The sequence below is a fragment of the Ruegeria sp. YKSF57 genome, from assembly GCF_059612585.1.
Window position 1 is genome coordinate 1 of sequence record NZ_JBXWQW010000040.1, and the last position, 18,681, is coordinate 18,681.

General features: G+C 61.7%; 20 protein-coding genes. 5 read left to right on the plus strand and 15 right to left on the minus strand.

The window, feature by feature from the left end; translation table 11 throughout:
• A partial coding sequence (locus AC2FLX_RS16260; RefSeq protein WP_496875476.1) for a 3-methyl-2-oxobutanoate hydroxymethyltransferase occupies nt 1–719 on the minus strand: 719 nt, incomplete at its 3' end.
• Between the two features lie 584 nt (nt 720–1,303).
• Here AC2FLX_RS16260 and AC2FLX_RS16265 point away from each other — a divergent pair.
• On the plus strand, nt 1,304–1,585 hold the full coding sequence (locus tag AC2FLX_RS16265) for a hypothetical protein (RefSeq protein WP_496810874.1): 282 nt from the start codon (nt 1,304–1,306) through the stop codon (nt 1,583–1,585).
• Between the two features lie 89 nt (nt 1,586–1,674).
• Nucleotides 1,675–2,307: an exopolysaccharide biosynthesis protein gene (locus AC2FLX_RS16270; protein ID WP_496810875.1), complete on the plus strand. Its 633-nt coding sequence runs from the start codon at nt 1,675–1,677 to the stop codon at nt 2,305–2,307.
• Nucleotides 2,308–2,340: 33 nt separating this feature from the next.
• Here AC2FLX_RS16270 and mgtE read toward each other — a convergent pair whose 3' ends face one another.
• The 3 genes from mgtE to AC2FLX_RS16285 all read right to left on the minus strand — a co-directional run bounded on the left by mgtE (nt 2,341) and on the right by AC2FLX_RS16285 (nt 4,429).
• Nucleotides 2,341–3,714, minus strand: coding sequence for a magnesium transporter (mgtE, locus tag AC2FLX_RS16275; RefSeq protein WP_496810876.1), 1,374 nt, complete (start codon nt 3,712–3,714; stop codon nt 2,341–2,343).
• A gap of 74 nt (nt 3,715–3,788) precedes the next feature.
• Entirely contained in the window at nt 3,789–4,154 is a 366-nt protein-coding gene (locus tag AC2FLX_RS16280) for an SPW repeat protein (protein ID WP_480749029.1), read from the minus strand.
• Nucleotides 4,155–4,180: 26 nt separating this feature from the next.
• A complete protein-coding gene (locus AC2FLX_RS16285; RefSeq protein WP_480749028.1) occupies nt 4,181–4,429 on the minus strand; it encodes an EF-hand domain-containing protein in 249 nt (82 codons plus the stop codon).
• A 269-nt stretch (nt 4,430–4,698) separates the two neighbouring features.
• Here AC2FLX_RS16285 and AC2FLX_RS16290 point away from each other — a divergent pair, with 269 nt between their 5' ends.
• A complete protein-coding gene (locus tag AC2FLX_RS16290; protein ID WP_480749027.1) occupies nt 4,699–5,544 on the plus strand; it encodes a LysR family transcriptional regulator in 846 nt (281 codons plus the stop codon).
• A 62-nt stretch (nt 5,545–5,606) separates the two neighbouring features.
• On the opposite strand, the gene AC2FLX_RS16295 is transcribed toward AC2FLX_RS16290, so the two are convergent.
• The 7 genes from AC2FLX_RS16295 to AC2FLX_RS16325 all read right to left on the minus strand — a co-directional run bounded on the left by AC2FLX_RS16295 (nt 5,607) and on the right by AC2FLX_RS16325 (nt 13,177).
• On the minus strand, nt 5,607–5,975 hold the full coding sequence (locus AC2FLX_RS16295) for an SET domain-containing protein-lysine N-methyltransferase (RefSeq protein WP_480749026.1): 369 nt from the start codon (nt 5,973–5,975) through the stop codon (nt 5,607–5,609).
• 2 nt (nt 5,976–5,977) lie between these two features.
• On the minus strand, nt 5,978–8,239 hold the full coding sequence (locus AC2FLX_RS16300; protein WP_480749025.1) for a GNAT family N-acetyltransferase: 2,262 nt from the start codon (nt 8,237–8,239) through the stop codon (nt 5,978–5,980).
• 1 nt (nt 8,240) lies between these two features.
• The gene (locus tag AC2FLX_RS16305) at nt 8,241–9,221 is read right to left on the minus strand and encodes a D-alanine--D-alanine ligase family protein (RefSeq protein WP_496810877.1); all 981 of its coding nucleotides are present in this window, start codon (nt 9,219–9,221) and stop codon (nt 8,241–8,243) included.
• Complete coding sequence (locus AC2FLX_RS16310) at nt 9,218–10,222, minus strand: D-alanine--D-alanine ligase family protein (RefSeq protein WP_496810878.1); 1,005 nt, start codon at nt 10,220–10,222, stop codon at nt 9,218–9,220. The genes AC2FLX_RS16305 and AC2FLX_RS16310 overlap by 4 nt, the downstream gene beginning before the upstream one ends.
• Entirely contained in the window at nt 10,216–11,514 is a 1,299-nt protein-coding gene (locus AC2FLX_RS16315) for a KamA family radical SAM protein (RefSeq protein ID WP_496747127.1), read from the minus strand. The genes AC2FLX_RS16310 and AC2FLX_RS16315 overlap by 7 nt, the downstream gene beginning before the upstream one ends.
• A 132-nt stretch (nt 11,515–11,646) precedes the next feature.
• Nucleotides 11,647–12,609, minus strand: a complete 963-nt coding sequence (locus AC2FLX_RS16320) for a calcium/sodium antiporter (RefSeq protein WP_496810879.1) — start codon at nt 12,607–12,609, stop codon at nt 11,647–11,649.
• A gap of 133 nt (nt 12,610–12,742) precedes the next feature.
• Nucleotides 12,743–13,177, minus strand: a complete 435-nt coding sequence (locus tag AC2FLX_RS16325; RefSeq protein ID WP_496810880.1) for a CBS domain-containing protein — start codon at nt 13,175–13,177, stop codon at nt 12,743–12,745.
• Between the two features lie 393 nt (nt 13,178–13,570).
• On the opposite strand from AC2FLX_RS16325, the gene AC2FLX_RS16330 reads away from it, so the two are divergent.
• Both AC2FLX_RS16330 and AC2FLX_RS16335 read left to right on the plus strand, forming a co-directional pair.
• Nucleotides 13,571–14,110: a dihydrofolate reductase family protein gene (locus AC2FLX_RS16330; RefSeq protein ID WP_496747121.1), complete on the plus strand. Its 540-nt coding sequence runs from the start codon at nt 13,571–13,573 to the stop codon at nt 14,108–14,110.
• Entirely contained in the window at nt 14,107–14,664 is a 558-nt protein-coding gene (locus tag AC2FLX_RS16335) for a TetR/AcrR family transcriptional regulator (protein WP_480749018.1), read from the plus strand. The genes AC2FLX_RS16330 and AC2FLX_RS16335 overlap by 4 nt, the downstream gene beginning before the upstream one ends.
• A gap of 33 nt (nt 14,665–14,697) precedes the next feature.
• On the opposite strand, the gene dxs is transcribed toward AC2FLX_RS16335, so the two are convergent.
• The 4 genes from dxs to AC2FLX_RS16355 are packed head-to-tail and all read right to left on the minus strand — an operon-like array spanning nt 14,698 to nt 18,672.
• Nucleotides 14,698–16,626 (minus strand): 1-deoxy-D-xylulose-5-phosphate synthase, encoded by a 1,929-nt coding sequence (gene dxs / locus AC2FLX_RS16340; RefSeq protein ID WP_480749017.1) that lies wholly within the window; start codon nt 16,624–16,626, stop codon nt 14,698–14,700.
• Nucleotides 16,627–16,640: 14 nt separating this feature from the next.
• Complete coding sequence (locus tag AC2FLX_RS16345) at nt 16,641–17,507, minus strand: polyprenyl synthetase family protein (RefSeq protein WP_480749016.1); 867 nt, start codon at nt 17,505–17,507, stop codon at nt 16,641–16,643.
• Complete coding sequence (locus AC2FLX_RS16350; protein ID WP_480749015.1) at nt 17,507–17,749, minus strand: exodeoxyribonuclease VII small subunit; 243 nt, start codon at nt 17,747–17,749, stop codon at nt 17,507–17,509. Before AC2FLX_RS16350 ends, AC2FLX_RS16345 begins: the two co-directional genes overlap by 1 nt.
• A complete protein-coding gene (locus tag AC2FLX_RS16355) occupies nt 17,746–18,672 on the minus strand; it encodes a histone deacetylase family protein (RefSeq protein WP_480749014.1) in 927 nt (308 codons plus the stop codon). The genes AC2FLX_RS16350 and AC2FLX_RS16355 overlap by 4 nt, the downstream gene beginning before the upstream one ends.
• Between the last annotated feature and the right edge of the window lie 9 nt (nt 18,673–18,681).

The window sequence follows — 18,681 nt, forward strand, 5'->3', positions numbered from 1 at the left end:
ACGTCACCGAACACTTCGCGTTTAGGGGGAATGGGAAAGACCGAACACCCGATGATGTCGCTGGATACATGAAAAATTCCATGCGCGTGTGGACCGGAGCCAAGGCTGGCCACTGCAACGGGCAAGTTTTCGTAGCACCATTTCGTCAGCTCAACCGACGTGTGCTCGAAGAGAGCCGCGAAAATACCCGCATCAATCGATGCCTTGACCAGTTCGACAATGGCCGATGCCTCTTCTGCGGTGCGTCCGGCCGGCGCATGGCCCGAGTTCATCACCGCACGTTCGCCCTGAACTCCAAAATGCCCCACGACGGGAATACCGGCATCGACGATGGCTTTGATATGACCAACGGTGCCAAGCGAGGGTTCGATATGCACGCCATCGGCGCCTAACTTGACGACCTTTGCGGCATTGCGAACCGATTCCTCAACCGAGATGCAGGCCGTCGTGTTTGGCATGTTGCAGATGATGAACGGCGACGATGCTCCACGCAGCACACCTTCGAGCATGTAGAGCTGTTCCTCGAAATCCACGGTGGCCATGGATTTGTGACCCATCATGCCCATCGGGCCGGGGCTGCCACAGCAGAGCAGATCCATGCCTAATTCCTCGGCCATAATCGCGCTGGGGGTGTCATGGCACTCCATGCCAACGATGCGCTCGCCCTTTTGTACCTTTTCGGCAAGGTGCTTGAGCCGAGTCTTTCTGCGTTTTGTCATAAATTCCTCCCATCCGGTTGAGTTTTGTTGGATGAGATCCACTATCTGACATATATGTAAGATTCGCAAACCTTTTCGAACTACCACCTGGTCCCGTGTCTTGGTTTTCGTACAGAGAATTTTGCTGCGCTCTGATCGAATGGCCAGTTTTCTCGCCGCGTTGCGGCAGCCGAAAATTCAGCTACCGCAGAAACCCCCCGCGCTGCGAGCGCGTGCAGCATGAAAACACAATGGCCGGGTTGGGCTCATTTCGCGGCCATTAGATCGGTCGCAGCATTCTTGAGTTCAATGTTCAAAAGAACGGCAGCTTTCGCGAGCCCGGCAGAGAACCGACGCAAACGCAGCGAAAGTCAGCTTCCCGCCCTGCAGTAAAAACACTGCGTCTCGCGCCAAGACTCTCTTTTCTTGAAAATAGACCAGCACGCATTCACAACGCGTTTAAATATTCTCTGATCCGCGCCGTCTGGCCTCTTGTGATGGCCGGGCGCCGCTCCATATCTGGTGGGTCGGGTGCGAGGCTCCGCCCGGCTGCCGCAAGCGCGAACACGCGCGCCCAGGGCTTCCTCCTCTGACGGAAGCAATACATGCGCTCATTTCTTGCATTTGTCGTCGCCGGTTCGCTGGCGGCCCCCGCCGTGGCGGACGAAACCGAGGGACTAATCCTGAGTTTCGACCGAGTCGATCGAATTCTTGTCATGACGGACCTGACGGTCTGGGAATTGCCTGAGACGGTCGAAACCCCGGCGGACCTTGGGCGGGGCGACCGCATCCAGATCGAATACGCCACCGCCGGTGAAGACGGCCTGACCGCCATCACCGCGATCGACCGGCTGGCCGTGGCTGTCCCGAAGGATGCGGACGGCTGAGGCTGATTTTGACCCGTGCGCAGATGTTCCACTGTCCATGGGGCAAGCCCCGGCGGGGGAACGGCGGTGCCGGATATGGTGCAGAGTGAATGCCCAAGCTTGAGACGGTCGAAGCGCTGTTGGTGCGCCGCCCCGGTCGGCGTTTGTCGGAGGTGCTGCGCGATCTCGATGCCGGCGAGGGGCCGCGCATTTCGGTCGGGGATATCGTAAGCGCCCTGCGCGACCGGAGTTTCGCGCCGCTGATGGTCATCTTTGCGGCGCCGAACGTGTTGTTGTTCATCCCCGGTTCGTCGGTCTTTACCGCCGTGCCCCTGATGTTTCTGGGAATTCAGCTGGTTCTCGGGCGTCCTGACGTGTGGCTGCCGCGATTCGTGGCCGACCGTTCGATCGAGCGGGCCGCGTTTGGCCGCATCGTCGCGGTATCGGTTCCCTATGTCGAGCGGATCGAACGCCTTGCCAAACCCCGGTGGTGGCCGACCTCGTACCTTGTTGCGGAACGGGTGATCGGGGTTGCGACGCTGGCTTTGTCGGTGTTTCTGTTCCTGCCCATCCCGTTCGCCAACGGGCTGCCCGCGCTGTCGATCATCATGCTGGCGCTGGGTCTGAGCGAACGCGACGGCTATTGGTTCATGTGCGGTTTGCTGTTGAGCGCGGTTACAAGCGCCTTTGTGGTGGGGATCGTTTCGGTTGGTGCGCTGGCGGTTCTGGGGCTTGTCATGTGAGGCTGGTGCCTGATGCGGCATTTCCCGGATGGGTCATCCGATCAGCCAGGGCATCATGACCGTTGCCAGGCTGAGAACGAAGAAGAACCCCGCCATATCGGTTATCGTGGTCAGCAGCGGCCCGCTGGCAACGGCCGGATCCTGCCCGATGCGTTTGAGAAGCAAAGGCACGACACCGCCGATCGAGACGGCCAGCATCGTGTTCAGCGCCAGCGCCAGGCCTATGACCAGCCCCAGCGCGGGGACGCCCTTCCAGATCCAGGCAACGATGCCGATGAGGACGCCAAGGGCGATGCCGTTGATGACGCCCACCGATATTTCCTTGAGCCAGACCCGGAAAACGTCGATCGGCCTGATCAGGCCAAGGCTCAGCTCGCGCATGGTGACGGCGACGGCCTGATTGCCGGAACAGCCGCTCATGTCGGACACCATCGGCAGAAAGACCGCCAGTGCGATGACGGCTGCCAGAGTCGATTCATAGGCGGCGATGACGCTGGCCGCGATGATGTTGAGCACGATGTTGGCCGAGAGCCATGCCAGCCTGCGCCGGGATCTGAGCCATACGGGCATCGAGCGCAGCTCGTCTCCGACGACGCCCTGACGTTTGAGGCTTTCGGTCTCGGCGCGTTCCAGCATCGCCTCTGCCACGGCAGAGCGGGACACCACGCCGACCAGCGTGCCGTTTTCGTCGACCGCAGGCAGGCCGAGAAAGGAATGCAGGTCGAACAGGTCTTCCAGAACATCGAGCCGGGTTTCGACCGAAACTGATATCGGCGGGATCATGATGGATTGCAGCGTGGCGCTGCGTTTGGCAGTCAACAGGCCGCGCAATGACACGACGCCGGTCAGTTTGCCGTTGGCATCGGTGACATAGGGGTGCTGGCCGCGATAGCGTTCGAACTCGTCTTCTGCGGCGACGATATCGCGAAGGACCTTGCCCACCGTGTCGGCCTCGAGAAAGCAGAAGGCCTCGGCCATCATCAGGCCACCGGCGGTATCGTCTTCGTATTCCGCAAGGCGGCGTATGTCGGCGGCGTCGTCTTCGTCCAGCTCGGACAGGATCGCTTCGGCGTCTTCGGTATCGAGCTCGCCGATCACATCGGCCTGAATATCGCTGTCGAGAACGTCGAGAATTTCGGCCGCGCGTTCGGGTTCAAGGCTTTCGACGAGATCGACCGCCAGCTCGTTCGGTGCCTGCTCGACGAGCTCGGCCGCAAGCTCGACCGGAACAAGCGCGAGGACGCTGTGGCGGATTTCGCTTGGCAGCAAAAGCAATTCACGCAGCCCCTCACTGCGAGATCGCTGACGCAGCAAATCAGTCACCAGATCGGTATCGCCGTTCGCTGCGGCAGCTCCAATGTCGGGGCCAAGCGCTTGGTCGGGAGTTTCCAGTTCGTCCGTTTCCATGTCGGGTACTTTGTGTTTATTGGATAGATCGGCGCGAACTCAGGATACGGGGCGGCAGCCCGCCCCGCAATTATTCAGGCATAGCTTCGCCTGTGGCGGGCCGTCAAAAGTTCGGCTATCGCAACCGATACGATGGCAACCCCGGCAATGCCGGCATTGGTCGTTGCAACGGTCATGTCCGCAAAGCCGAAGATCCATGGGTCGATCACGGTTATGATGCCCAAGGCCATGCCAAGGCCGATGCGGACCCAGTGGTGGTATCGGGTGTTCAAACCGGCGACGACAAGGGCAAGAAAGCCCATGGACATCGTCGCGAGCGTGGCCTGATCGGATGTCCCGGCAGACAGGCTGGCCGCGTTGAACAGGACGAACGGGGACAGCAGCAACCAGATGCCTGCGGCCGTCAGGAACTGACCAAGAAAATGAGTTGTTTGGCGCATGGGGTGATCACTCCACCGATCCGGCGTTACAGGTTGGTTTTTGGATCGGGCAGGATTTCGGCACCGATCGCCGCCAGGAATTCTTCGTCGTTGATGAATCCATCCTCATCCAGGTCGATCTCTCCGAACAGCTCTTCGGTGACATCGGGATAGAACGTTTGCAGTTCCGCAAAAGAGGCCATGCCATCGCCATCGGTGTCAATTTCCGCTGGCATTGCGAAGCCTGACGTTGCCATCAGCGCCGCGAGCAAGGCGCCAATCGAAACTCGGCCCATTGTATTCTCCATGTGCTGGGACGCCCAAGATGACGATCCCCGGTAAAGTCCAAGTCGGTAGCGAGGGTTTCGGTGCGGGAGTCAGCCTGTCGGCATGAGCACCCGACACCGTCACGGCGGAACCAAGTTGATCCAGTGGCAGAAGGTATGGATCGCGTTCCGGAGATGTGACGGCCCCCAACCGCTACGGTGCATATATGGCTGCTGCGCATCCCTTTGAAAAACGAATTTATATTGACGCATCTATCGGATAGGCAAATAGATAGGGAATGGATATCGAGTTGGCGCGCACCTTTCTGGCGGTAGTCGAGACCGGCAGTTTCTTTGATGCTGCCAACAAGGTTCATGTGACGCAATCGACCGTGAGCATGCGCATTCGATCATTGGAAGATCAGCTTGGCCGACCGGTCTTTGACCGCGGCAAATCCGGTGCGACACTGACCCCTGCCGGGCGACGGTTTCAGAGGCATGCGCAGACGCTGGTTCGGACCTGGTCACAGGCGCGGCTTGACGCTTCGCTTCCCGAGGCGTTCGACATGTCGCTGGAAATCGGTGCGGTTCCGAGCCTTTGGCACAAGCTGCTGGTCGGGGCGCTACCGGTGTTGATGAAGCGGTTTCCCAACGTTGCGATCAACGCGATCTCGGAACGGTCCGAGACACTTGCGCGGCAGATCGAGGATGGCAGCCTGGATCTTGCCGTGACCTATCGACCACGAAACAACGCCGAACTGAACGCCATTCAGCTTTTCGAGGACGAGTTCGTTCTGGTCAGCAGCAATCCCGATCCGACAGCGGACCCGTTGGGCGATGGGTACGTGCTGATCGACTGGGGGCCGGAATTCCGCGCCGATCACCTGTTGAACTTTCCCCACCTGTCAAAGCCCGCCTTGCAACTGGGCATCGGGACGCTTGGGCTGGAATACCTCAAGACAGTGCCGGCATCTGGGTATTTCCCGCATCACGTGGTGGCCCCGGAAATTGCGCAGGGGTGGTTGCGGCTGGTAGAGGACATGCCCCGGTTCGGCTATGCCTCTTACGCGCTCACCAGCGAAACCGACGGCATTCCCGCCGAGGCGGCGCGTCTGCTTCAGAGTTTTGCGAAGTCGCAAATCTAAAGGTGACGCAGAGTGCACCAATCCATTTCGCGGGCGCTTGGGCCTGACGGATTGATGCGCTGTCAGATCGGATCGAACCAGACCGGGCAGGCATATCGGCGGGTCAATTCGGTGCCTGCAGGAATCGCCTGTGTGGCGCGAAGCGTGACAGTCCAACCGATGCGGCGTTCGAAAGCGGCTGCCGTTTGCGTGTTTGGACTATCCGCGTGGTTGACCAGAGTGGACAGGCCGAGCACCAGAAGCCCGCCTTTGGCATCGCCGGGATGAGCGAAGTGGTAATCATCCAGCGACGTCTGGGCGATGGTGTCAACGGTATGCGCGTCGAGTTCCAGCGCCGGGGCTTTTTCCAGAACCTCGCCAGCCATCAGCGGGGCCGCCGCGAAAACGCCCAGCCCCTTTCCCGGCACGGGCCGGATGGACAGCTTTGACATCGTCACGACTCCAATGCCTTGGTGTAAATCGCCTTACCGTCCCCCTTGCGGTAGAAGTCGGTCAGTTCGGCGGCCAGCTGATAGTTCTGCCGCAGATAGAAGGCGCGGGTTGCCGCGTAGGCCGGGCTGGAGGAGGTGTCGATATAGACCCGCCGCCCGCCAGCATGCGAGATGGCGGCTTCGACCCGGTGCAGGAGTTCGGCACCCAGGCCCTGGCCCTGAAGTTCAGGCGACACCGCGATCCAGTAGAGATCCCAGCTTGTGTCCGATCCGGGGATCTGACCGTAACAGGCGTATCCTTCCAGACGGTCGCCCCTGGACGCCAGAATGAAGTGATAGCCGGAAGCCAGCCCGCGTTCGATCCGTTCCTGCGCAAGTTCTTCGGCAATCGCAATCTCTTCGGCAGAGAACCGTTCGGTCGTGGCGACCAGCGCGCGGATTTTTTCCGGGTCTTCGGGCCGGACGGCGCTGCGCCACTGTCGGCGTGTGGCCTCTGACATGGGCCGTTGCGGTACCTTTGGTGCGCGCCGCGCGGTTTCCAGACCGCTTGCGAAACCTTCGAAAAAGGCGCGGGCATTGGCGCCCAGCGTGCGGATGCGATAACCGCCTTCCTGCACCAGAACGGTGGGGTATCCGGTGCTGGCGATCCGCGCGCCGATGCGGCGGAAATCCTCGGGCCGGTTCGACCATGTGCCGGTGGGGTCGCCGCGCCCGGTGTCGAAGCCGAGCGAAAGGACAAGGTATTCCGGTGCAAACGTCCCGATACGGTTCAGCGCGCGTTCCAGCGCCGCAAGATAGTCGGCGGGTGAAACGGTTTCGGGCAGCGGTATGTTGAGATTGTATCCCGCGCCCGGGCCGCGCCCGGTTTCGTCGCGAAAGCCGGTGAAATAGGGATAGGCAAAGCTGGGATCGCCGTGGATCGACACGGTCAGGACATCGGCACGGTCATAGAAGATATCTTGCTGGCCGTTGCCGTGGTGATAGTCGATGTCGAGGATGGCGACCTTGCCGTAGCGGGACAGGAAATTGGCCACGATGGCGCCATTGCAAAGATAGCAGAAGCCGCCAAATGTCTTGCGCTCGGCATGGTGGCCCGGCGGGCGCACCAGCGCATAGGCCGCGGGCGAGCCGGACAAAACCGCCTCGGCCGCCGTCAGCGCGCAGTCTACGGCGCGGCGTGCGGCGGGCCAGGCGTTGCGGTTGATCGGCGTGAAGGTGTCGATGCACCAGTATCCTGCAAGTACCGAACGTTCCTTTGGCGGGCGCGTGGCGTTGCGCACCGGGAAGACGTAGGGATAGACCGAGGTTTTTTCCGGCGCCTCGGCGCAGGCGCTTTTGAGATAGGCGACAAGCCCGGCGTCGTGCACCCCCCGTATCCAGCGGTCGGGAAAGTGCTGGGCTTCATGGCGCACGAACAGGCCCGTTGCGTCGAGATCGTCGAGAATGGTCTGAATGCGGACCGGGCTTTCCACATAGCCGCGTTCGCGCACATGGTGGATGTCGTGGCGGTCGTTGACGATCAGCGGAATGGATCGGCGCAGGTCCGGCGGCGTTCGGGCTGAGATGGTCTTGCCATAGTGTGCGGGGCGGAGGGCAAAGCGACCGTCCTCGATCGAGGTGACCACATGTTCGATGTACTCGGGCGGGCACAGGCTGCCGTATTTCCGTTCGAGGATCGCGCGCACGATGTCTTGCAATCGCATTGCGTCCGGCAGATCGTGACGCCCAAGCCCGTCAAAGACCAGATGCGGCATGTCGGTGTCGTTTGGCGAAAGTGGGGTTTCATAGCCTGTGCCGGTGATCGGGCGCGCGCCGAAGCGTTCGTAGAATTTCAGCCGCGCGGCGTTCTGTTCGCGGATTTCCGGATCGGGGCTGAGGTCGGGGTCATCCGGGAGGCATTCGAAATAGAGACCCTTTGCACCAAGCGCCGCTGCTTCGAGCCGCACGCGTTCGTACAGCGCGCCGCCCGCGCCGCGCCCGGGTTTTGCCCCGGGTGACGTGGCGAGCATGTCGAGAAAGGCAAAAGCAAGCTCGGGATCATAGAGCATGACGGCGGCGGCGCGAACGTGTGACCGGGCGTCTTCGGCCACAAGCAGTTCCGCGACGAACCTGTGGGTATAGGGATCTTCGAGCCGGTCGGGCAATGCGTCGATGTCGCCGGGCGCCATGCCCGGGAACTGCGCGCGCAGGATTGCCTGCGCCTCGGTGACGGCGGTCCGGTTGCTCGGGGCCCGTGCGTCGGGAACCTTTCTGATCCGGAACATATCAGGCCGCCAATTCGGTTTTGCGCAGACCGGCAGAGGCGATCTGCCCGATCAGGTCCTCGAAGCTGAGCCCGGCCTGCGCAGCGGCGGCCACGAAGCCCGCGTCGGGGGCGAGACAGGGGTTGGTGTTGACCTCGAGAATCCAGGGTCGGCCGCTTGCGTCGATGCGGAAATCGACCCGCGCATATCCCGACAGGCCGAACAGATCCCAGCAGGCGCGCGCAAGGCGTTTCAGTTCGGTCAGCAGCGCTTGGTCCCGGGGTGGGAACTCGAACCGTCGCGGGGTGTTGTTATAGGCATGCGTGTCCTCGACCCATTTGGCGTCGTAATCGACGATGCGGTGTTTGTCGGGGCCGTAGCCCAGAAACTGCGTTTCGGCGGGCGGCAGCACACGGGGGCCATCGTCCATGTCCAGCAGCGACAGGGCGAATTCGCGACCGTCGACATAGGTTTCGGCAAAATGGGGATCACCCGTGCGCGCGGTCTTTTCGGCGATTGCCCCAGCGGCCTGTTTGCCCGGCATCACCGAGGACTGATCAATGCCGACCGAGGCGTGTTCGGTGATCGATTTGACGATCACCTGAGGCGTGCGGGCCAGCGAAACGCCGTTGACGCTCCAATCCGGTGTGGGCAACCCGGCCTCGCGCAACCGCTCTTTCTGCATGACCTTTGACTGGCATGTCCAGGAGGCCTCTGCCCCGCATCCGGTGAAGGACAGGCCACGGGCCTGTAAAGCCTGGGGGATGGCGGCCGCCGGCGCTGCATATCCGCCGACGGCCTCGACCAGATTGAAGACCAGATCGGGCCGCTCGGCGGCCAGCTGATCCAGGACGGCCTCGCCTTCGTTCAGCGTGATCAGCCGCGACCGCGCGCCCAAATCGGCCAGTGCGTCCATCACCGCTATTGCGGTCTGGACAGTGTCAAGCTCGTCGGGGGTGTTCCCCGTCGCCCCGTGAATAACGGGGATATCAAAACCATTCATGATGCGACGCGCTGCGCCTCTGTCAGTTGCCCTGTGCGGGTCAGTGCCGCCGCGACGATTCCGGTAACCAGGTCGTCATAGGTGAGGCCGGACTTGGCCGACAGCATCGGCAGGTCCGAGTGGGTCGGGTGCATGCCGGCGAGCGTGTTGACCTCGAGGAAATGAGGCCAGGCAGCCGCGTCGGATCGCAGATCGACGCGGGCCGCATCGCGGCATTGCAAGGCGCGATAGGCGGCAAGGGCGACCTGCCCCGCCTCGATCGCCTCGGCGTCATCGGCCAGTTCGTAATGCACGTGCTGTTCCCAGTGTTCCTTGTTGTGAAAACTGTAGATCTGATCGCCCGACCGGTCGCGCAGCATAACCTCCATCACGGCGATGACGCGGGCCCCGGCACCATTGCCGAGAATGCCCACGGTGAACTCGCGCCCGGGCAGGTAGGTTTCGGCCAGAACGGGCTGTTCGAACCGGGCAATCAGGTTCTGCGCCACAAGCTCGGCGGATTTTGCATCGCCGACCTTCGAGGCGTTTTCGCAGCCCTTGCCGGTGCCTTCGGCGAGCGGCTTGAGAAACAGCGGGTACGGCAGTTCAGAGTCTACTGCGTCAGAGGCGGTTTCGAACACCGCGAATGGTGCGGTGGGCAGACCGGCATCGCGGACGACCCGCTTTGCCATTGCCTTGTCGAGGCCCAACGCCTGCGTCAGCGGATCGGAAAAGGTGTAGGGCACACCATATGCTTCGAGCAGGGCGGGAACCTGCGCCTCGCGCGAGCGGCCCGAGACGCCCTCGGCAATGTTGAATACGAGGTCCCAGCGGTCTCCGGCCACGAGTCGCGAGGCCAGCGCCCGGATGTTGCCGATGCGGTCGGTCCGGTACCCGGCCCGCGCCAGCGCAATTTCGATGGCCGCAACCGTTTCGGGGCTGTCGAATTCGGCCAGCGCCTCGTCCGACAGGCCTGCGTCGGCATAGTCATCCCTAAGATCATAGGTCAGGCCGATCAGCATGATGGGGATTCCCTGGATGGAAGCGGGCTTTGGTCCGGATCGTGGTAGCGGTAGTGGTGCCCTTCGAAGTTGCGCAGGATCAGGTCATCGCCGTCGCGGCCCACGATGTAGTCCGGCAAAAGCGGAATCTTGCCGCCGCCGCCGGGGGCGTCGATGACGAATTGCGGCACGGCATAGCCGGTTGTGTGACCGCGCAGACCTTCGATGATCTCAAGGCCTTTTGCGACCGGGGTGCGGAAATGGGCCGAGCCGGTAATCGGGTCGCATTGGTAGAGGTAATAGGGTTTCACCCGCCGCTTGAGCAGACCGTGATTGAGCGATTTCATCGTCTCGACATTGTCGTTGATGCCTTTCAGAAGCACGGTTTGAGAGCCGAGCGGAATGCCGGCATCGGCCAGCCGCGCATAGGCTTCGGTCGCTTCGGGGGACAGTTCCTTTGGGTGCGTCGCGTGGATCGACATCCACAGGGGGTGGTGCTTTTTCAGGACGCGGATCAGAGTGCGCGTAATCCGCATCGGCAGCACGGTCGGAACCTTGGTGCCCATGCGCACAAACTCGACATGCGGGATGGCGTGCAGACGGCCCAGAAGATGGTCGAGCTTTTCATCCGACAGGGTCAGCGGATCGCCGCCCGAGAGCAGAACGTCGCGGATCTGGGGGTGGGCTTCGATATAGGCGAAGGCCTGTTCCCACTGGCGGGTCGAGAACTGGTACTCGCCGCCCGCCTGGCCGACCATGCGCGAGCGTGTGCAATAGCGGCAATAAGTCGAGCAGGTGCCGGTGGTCAGGAACAGAACCCTGTCGGGATATCGGTGCACGAGACCGGGAACCGATGTGTCGTGATCCTCGCCCAAGGGATCGTCCGCCTCGCCGGGCGTGCGCAGGTATTCCTGACCCACCGGGATATGCGTGCGGCGCAATGGTTCGGACGGGTCGTCGTGCCCCATGAGGCTGGCATAATAGGGTGTGATGCCGACCGGCAGTCCGCCGACATGGCGACCCAGCGCTTCGCGTTCGTCCGGGCCGAGTTGGAAGATCCGCTCAAGCTGGGCGGTTGACCGGATTCGCGCCCGCATCTGCCAGCGCCAGTCGTTCCAATCCGCCGTCGTGGTGTCGGGGAAGAACCGCTTGCGGAATTCTGCGGTGACTTTGCCAATCGGAAACCGTGGCGCGCGCAGAGACGGGCGGCCGGGTATTGAAATCGATTGGTTGGGTTCAAAAGGGAAGAAGGTTGATCCGGCGAGATGCCCGAGATCTGGAGGCTCCGATACAGGAGCGGGTTCTTGATCCATTCGGATAAGGTTCCGGTGCCGAGAGAGCCGTCGCGCGCCAATCGTCGTTTCTGTCGCTGCACTCGGACGCTGCGAAAATGCGCTCGGTTGCGTTTCATTTCAAGAGGCTTCTTTCTCTCTTTTTGAGGACGGTCAAATTGTGTGCGCCATGGCCAGAAGTGTGGCCAGATATGCACCGTATCCGAGCACCAGCAGGGCGCCCTCGTACCGCCGGATCGACCAGCCGGTGACGGCGACCGCGATGAGCGCGGCGGTTGCCGCCAGCATCACCCAGATGTCGAATTCAGCGATCTCTGCGGGGACCGGAATCGGTGCCACAAGGGCCGTTACACCCAAAATGCAGAGGATATTGAAGATGTTGCTGCCGACGATGTTGCCGAGCGCCACATCGCCCTGACCCCGGCGCGCCGCGATGGCCGATGTTGCAAGTTCGGGCAGCGATGTGCCGACCGCCACGATGGTCAGGCCGATCACCGTTTCGGACACACCGGCAAGGCGCGCCAGATCAATGGCGCTGTCCACCAGCAAGCGTGCGCCGAAGATCGTCAGCGCCAGACCGGCGACAAAGCTGCCGATCATCGACAGGAGGTGTGTGGGCGGTGTTGGTGCAAGATCGGCCTCGGCCTTGTGCAGGGCGGCCGAGTCGGAGCCGTTGCCGCGTTCCAGCAAATAGGTGAGGACAAGGTAGGTGATGAGCGCCAGAACAAAGACGAGCCCAATCCAGCGCGGGATGGCCCCTGCCAGAACCACCGCCAGGCAGGCGAGGCTTGCCAGCACCACGACGACACCATCGCGCCGGAATGCCGCGGCGTTGACGTGGATCGGAAGCAGAAGCGCCGCGATGCCGAGGATCAGCAGGATGTTGGCGATGTTGCTGCCGACGACGTTTCCGACGGCGATGCCCGGCGCGCCCTTTATCATGGCCTGCAGGCTGGTCACGAGTTCAGGTGTCGAGGTGCCGAACCCCACGAGGGTGAGACCGATGAGAATCGGCGAGATATTCAGGTGTCGTGCAATCCCCACGGCACCACGGACAAGCGCCTCGCCCCCGGCCACGAGAAGGAAAAGGCCCAGTATCAGGGTCACATATGTCATTGCGAGGCGTCCATCTTGGAGTGGTGTGTGTTGGGGCCGGGAAAAAGGCCTTTGAGGTTCAGTCTATTCTTCCCGAACCAATCCGGCAGGACAGTCCCTCGCAACGTCTGATTGCATTGTCCGAGGTATCGCATCAAACGCGTCCCGCCATATAGGCGCGCATGGATTTCGCGTCGGCTTCGCTGTCTTCGAGTTGTTGGCGGATCACGTCGAGAATGTTGATCAGGCCACACAGCTTTCCATTCCGTGTCACCGGAAGATGACGAATGTGGTGTCGGGTCATCAAAAGGTGGATTTCGGCGATGGATGCCGAGACATCGCATGTTTTCACGTCCCTGGTCATCACCCGGCTCACCGGCATGTCGATGACCCTGGCGCCGAAGTGATGCAGGCCTCGGGTGATATCGGCGGCGGTCAGGATGCCGTCGATCTGCTGGCCATCGGACGTGGCGATCAAGGTCGAGATCTCATCCTTTTCCAAATGCAAAAGGGCGCCTTTGACGGGCGAGTTGGGGTCGATGCGCGGCACGAAGAAACCTTTTCGCGCCAGAATGGATTTTACCGACATGACGTTCTCTATCAGTCAGATGCACGCCGGAGGGCGCGGTTCCCAGGGCCAACGACATCCGTCGCTGCGCCGCGCTAGGCGGGCAGGCGTTTCGTCATGCTTCGGAGAAAGTGAGGCGTGCTCAGTCCATCAACTGGTACCGCAACGGAGCTGTCCGGCCATCTCGCGTCAGGACACAGATCGGTATGCCGCAATCGGCGTTCAAGTGGCGGGACACAAAATAATAGATCAAGCCGCGAAAGTACGTTGGTCTGTCTTGAGCCGGTTTTGACGAATGCTGTAAGCGAGGCAAATGTCCACATTCCCTGGCAAAGCATCGTATCAGATGCGTCTTATTGGAAATTCTTCTCTATTAATTATATGGTGTATAATTAATGTCTGATGGAGAATTCCATGCCTACCGGACATATCATGATGGCAATGAGCCTTGACGGCTTTGTGGCAAGAAAAGATCACAGCCTCGATTGGTTGACGAAACAGCCGACATCCAATGAAGACCACGGATTCAATGAGTTTATGGACAGTGTCGATGTTCTTGTCATGGGTTCCGGGTCGCTGAGAACTGTCCTGGGATTTGGCGAGTGGCCCTATGAAAAGCCAGTCGTTGTCCTTAGCCGTTCCATGACAAGTCGGGAATTGCCTGAACATCTGCAGAGCAAAGTCGAATTCACAACGGAACGGCCACAGGAGTTATGGGAGACCTTACGCCAACGCGGCCACAAGCGTGTATATGTCGATGGTGGCGCGATCATTCAGTCCTTTCTCAGGGCCGGGTTCGTGCAAGACATGAAGATTGCCATGGTTCCCATTCTGCTGGGGGATGGCATCCGAATTTTCGGTGAAACTGACGGTGACGTTGACCTTGAGCTGATCTCGGCCACGCCATTTCCGTCCGGCCTTGTCGAGCTGGTCTACAAAGTGAAGGGCGCATGACGAAATCGTCTGCGGTCGGACGGCCGCCAAAATCAACCCAGCGTCTGTCAAAACAGCTTGTGTTGCAAACCGCGTTACCCATTGTGCAAAAGCAAGGAGCAGATGCACTCTCGTTTCGCTTGCTGGCCGAAAAGCTGAAGGTCACGCCGATGGCTGTGACCTATCATTCCGGCAGCAAGCATGCGTTGCTGGCAGATTTGGTTGGTTTGGCCTTTGAGAACACGCTGCAGGACGTATCGGGAGAGAGTCCGACAGCGAAGGCGCGCAACATATTGAGAGCATACTTCCAACGTGCCTTGCTGAATGCCAACCTGTTGCGGGCCATTCTCGAAGATGTTTCTCTCATGAGCGAGGATCTCATACAGATCACAAACGAGTTGCGAGGCTGCACTCGGGAACTCGACAATGGTGACAAGAATGATGTGCTCTTGCACCTTCTCATCGACTACACACACGGTTTTGTTCTCTCAGCGTCCAGCGGAGAAAAAAACACTTTGTCAATCGACGACTTTTTGCGCGGCGTCGATTGGGTCTTGGCGAAAGCCACAGGTTGAGCAACTGAAAAATCGGTGCGGGGGGCAGAGGCCCTAGGCGCGTTTTCCGGTGATCTGGGCGACGCCGAGAACGTCAAGAACCCTGGCCTCGATATGTTCGGCGTTCATGCCCGCGACGGTGTACATGTCGGCGGGGCTGGCCTGATCGATGAATGTGTCGGGCAGGACCATCGAGCGGAACTTCAGACCGGTGTCAAAGATGCGCTCTTCGGCCAGAAGCTGCGCCACGTGGCTGCCGAAGCCGCCGATGGCGCCTTCTTCGATGGTGATCAGCGCCTCGTGCGTGGTAGCGAGGTCCAGGATCAGGCTCTGATCAAGGGGTTTGGCGAAACGGGCGTCGGCGATGGTGGGGGTGATGCCGCGCGCCGACAGAGCCTCGGCGGCTTTTTGGACCTCGGCCAGACGGGTGCCGAAGGACAGGAGCGCCACACGCGCACCTTGCTGGATCAGACGGCCCTTGCCGATTTCCAGCACCTCGCCACGCTCGGGCAGGTCCACACCCACACCTTCGCCGCGCGGATAGCGGAAGGCGATGGGGCCGTCGTCATGGGCGGCGGCGGTGGCGACCATGTGCACCAGCTCTGCCTCGTCCGCGGCGGCCATGACCACCATGCCGGGCAGGTTGGCGAGATAGGCGATATCGAACGACCCCGCGTGAGTGGCGCCGTCGGCCCCCACCAGACCGGCCCGGTCGATGGCGAAGCGCACCGGCAGGCGCTGAATCGCGACGTCATGCACAACCTGATCGTAGCCGCGTTGCAGGAAGGTGGAATACATCGCGCAGAAGGGTTTCATGCCGCCGGCGGCCAGCGCTGCGGAGAAGGTGACGCCGTGCTGCTCGGCTATGCCCACGTCGAAACAGCGCGAGGGATAGCGTTCGGCAAAAAGGTTCAGCCCGGTGCCGTCCGGCATTGCGGCAGTGACGGCGACGATCTTGTCGTCGCGCGCGGCCTCGGCCACCAGGGTCTTGCCAAAAATCGAAGTGTAGGAGGGCGCGTTCGAAGGCGCCTTTTTCTGTTCGCCTGTGACGACGTCGAACTTCGCCGTTGCGTGGCCGCGATCCCGGGCGGCTTCGGCCGGGGCATAGCCCTTGCCCTTTTTGGTCAGCACGTGGATCAGGATCGGGCCGGTCGCGCGCGCCTTGACGGTGCGCAGGACCGGCAACAGCTGGTGCATATCATGGCCGTCGATGGGGCCGAGATAGGAAAAGCCCAGTTCCTCGAACAGGGTGCCGCCGACGGCCATGCCCTTGAGCATTTCCTTGGCGCGCTTGGCGCCCTCGCGGAAGGGTTCTGGCAACAGCGAAACCGCGCCCTTGGCGGCGGCCTTGAGTTCCTGGAACGGTTCTTCGGCGTAGAGGCGCGAGAGATAGTTGGAAAACGCACCGACCGGCGGTGCGATGCTCATCTCGTTGTCGTTGAGAATGACAATCAGGCGCTTGTTCAGGTGGCCTGCGTTGTTCATCGCCTCGAATGCCATGCCGGCGGACATCGAACCGTCGCCGATAATGGCAATGGCATCGCCCAAGCCTTCGGGGATTGCGCCGCCCAGATCGCGGGCGACGGCGAACCCCAGAGCGGCGCTGATCGAGGTCGAACTATGCGCTGCGCCAAACGGGTCATAGGGGCTTTCGCTGCGCTTGGTGAAGCCGCTGAGCCCGTCTTTCTGGCGCAGGGTGCGGATGCGGTCGCGCCGTTCGGTCAGGATCTTGTGCGGATAGCACTGATGGCTGACGTCCCAGATGATCTTGTCACGCGGTGCGTCGAACACCGCATGCAGCGCCACGGTCAGTTCCACCACGCCAAGGCCCGCGCCCAGATGGCCGCCGGTGACCGAAACGGCCGAGACGGTTTCCGCCCGCAATTCGCCCGCAAGCTGGGTCAGTTGCGCGTCCGAGAACTGCTTGAGATCCGCAGGGCGGTTCACAAGGTCCAACAGCGGGGTTTTCGGGCGATCTGACATGGCGTCCTTTGCGGTTAGCTGTCCCGGGCAATAACGAAACGGGCGGCCTCCTTCAAGGTATCGGCCCGCGTGCCGTAAATTTCCAACGCGGTGCAGGCGGCCTCTACCAGTTCCAGCGCGCGCGATCGCGCCCCATCGAGCCCAAGAAGCGAGACGAAAGTGGCCTTGCCTGCATCCGCATCCTTCTGCAGGCGCTTTCCGGCCTTTTTGGCGTCACCCTCGACATCCAAGATGTCATCGGCGATCTGAAAAGCAAGACCAAGCGCCTGCGCGTATTGGAGCAATGGGGCCGTGTCCTGCCCGGCCAGCCGCGCCCCGGCGCAGGCGGACCATTCGATCAACGCACCGGTTTTGCCGGCCTGCAAGCGGGTGATCTGATCCAGTGTCAGGGGCCGGTCGGCGGTTTCGGCGGCGATGTCAAGCGCCTGCCCCAGCACCATGCCCTGCGCGCCGCTGGCCCGTGCCAGCGTCAGCGCCAGTTCGGCGCGGGTGTCCGCGGGGCCAGTTTCGGACCGGGTACACAGCTCAAAGGCCAGCGTCTGCAGGGCGTCGCCGGCCAGCACGGCGGTACCCTGATTCCATTTCACATGCACCGTCGGCTTGCCGCGCCGCAGATCGTCGTTGTCCATACAGGGCAGGTCGTCATGAACCAGCGAATAGGCATGCAGCGCTTCGATAGCCGTTGCGGGCCAGATCGCGCGGTCGGGTCCGACATCATGCAGGCGGGCGCTTTCCAGCACGAGAAACCCGCGCAGCCGTTTGCCGCCCTGCGTGGCATAGGCCATGGCCTGGGTCACATCGATCGGGTCGAGCGCGCCCAGAACCAGATCGAAGTGGTCCTGAATCAGCGCGGCGTCCTGCGCCAGCCTTTCCTGAAACATCAAAGGCCTTCGACGGGTGTTGTCCCTGTGGGCTGGCCGCTGGCGTCCAGCGTGATGGCGGCGACCTTCTCCTCGGCGCGCTTCAGCTCGTCCTCGCAGCGCTTTTTCAACGCCGCACCGCGTTCATAGAGCGCGATCGACTGATCCAGCGCCACATCGCCGCGTTCAAGCTGGCCGACGACGGCCTCCAGCTCTTTCATCGCCTGTTCGAACGTCATCTGGTCAACGGGTGTATCGGTCATGTCGCGGCCTTCATCAGTTCTTCCACATGCGCCCGGGTTGCGGCGCTTAGCGCGTTCAGATCATACCCGCCTTCGAGAGTCGAGACGATACGGCCCTGACACACGTCTTTGGCAATCTTGCACAACTCGGCGGTGATCCACGCGAAATCGGCGGTGGACCAGTTGAGATTGGCAAGCGGGTCGTCCTGATGCGCGTCGAATCCGGCCGAGATAATGATCAGTTCGGGCTTGAACGCGCGCAGACGTGGAAAGGCCTGCCCCTGATATGCCGCGCGCATCTCGGCGCCGCCGGTTCCGGGGGCCAATGGCATGTTGAGGATCTGCCCATGCGCGCCATCCTCGTCGGGGCGGCCGGAGCCGGGCCAGAGCGGCATCTGCTGGCTGGTGATCACCAATGCGCGCGGCTCGTCCCACAGAAGGTCCTGTGTGCCGTTGCCGTGGTGAACGTCGAAATCCACCACCGCGACGCGGGACAACCCGTGGTGATCCAGCGCGTGTTTGGCCGCCAGCGCCGCATTGCCGAACAGGCAGAACCCCATCGCGGTCTCGGTTTCCGCATGGTGTCCCGGCGGGCGGATAGCGCAAAAGGCGTTGGGGGTTTCGCCGCCCAGAACCATGTCGACCGCGCGCACCACAGCGCCCGCCGCGCGATAGGCGGCATCGACCGAGCCGGGCGACATGAACGTATCGGCGTCGATCTGGGCAAAGCCGTCGGCAGGCCGGGTGGCGCGGATCGCGCGGACATGGCTTTCGGGATGGACGCGCAGCAGATCGTCGTCCGCGGCCAATGGCGCTGTCACACGGTTGAGATCCAGCGGTTCGAGTGCGTGCAGGATGTGTTCCAGCCGCGCGACCCGTTCGGGATGACCTGCAGGTGTGACATGCCCAAGGCAGTCAGCATGGGTGATCAGGGTGGTTTTCATCATGATCCC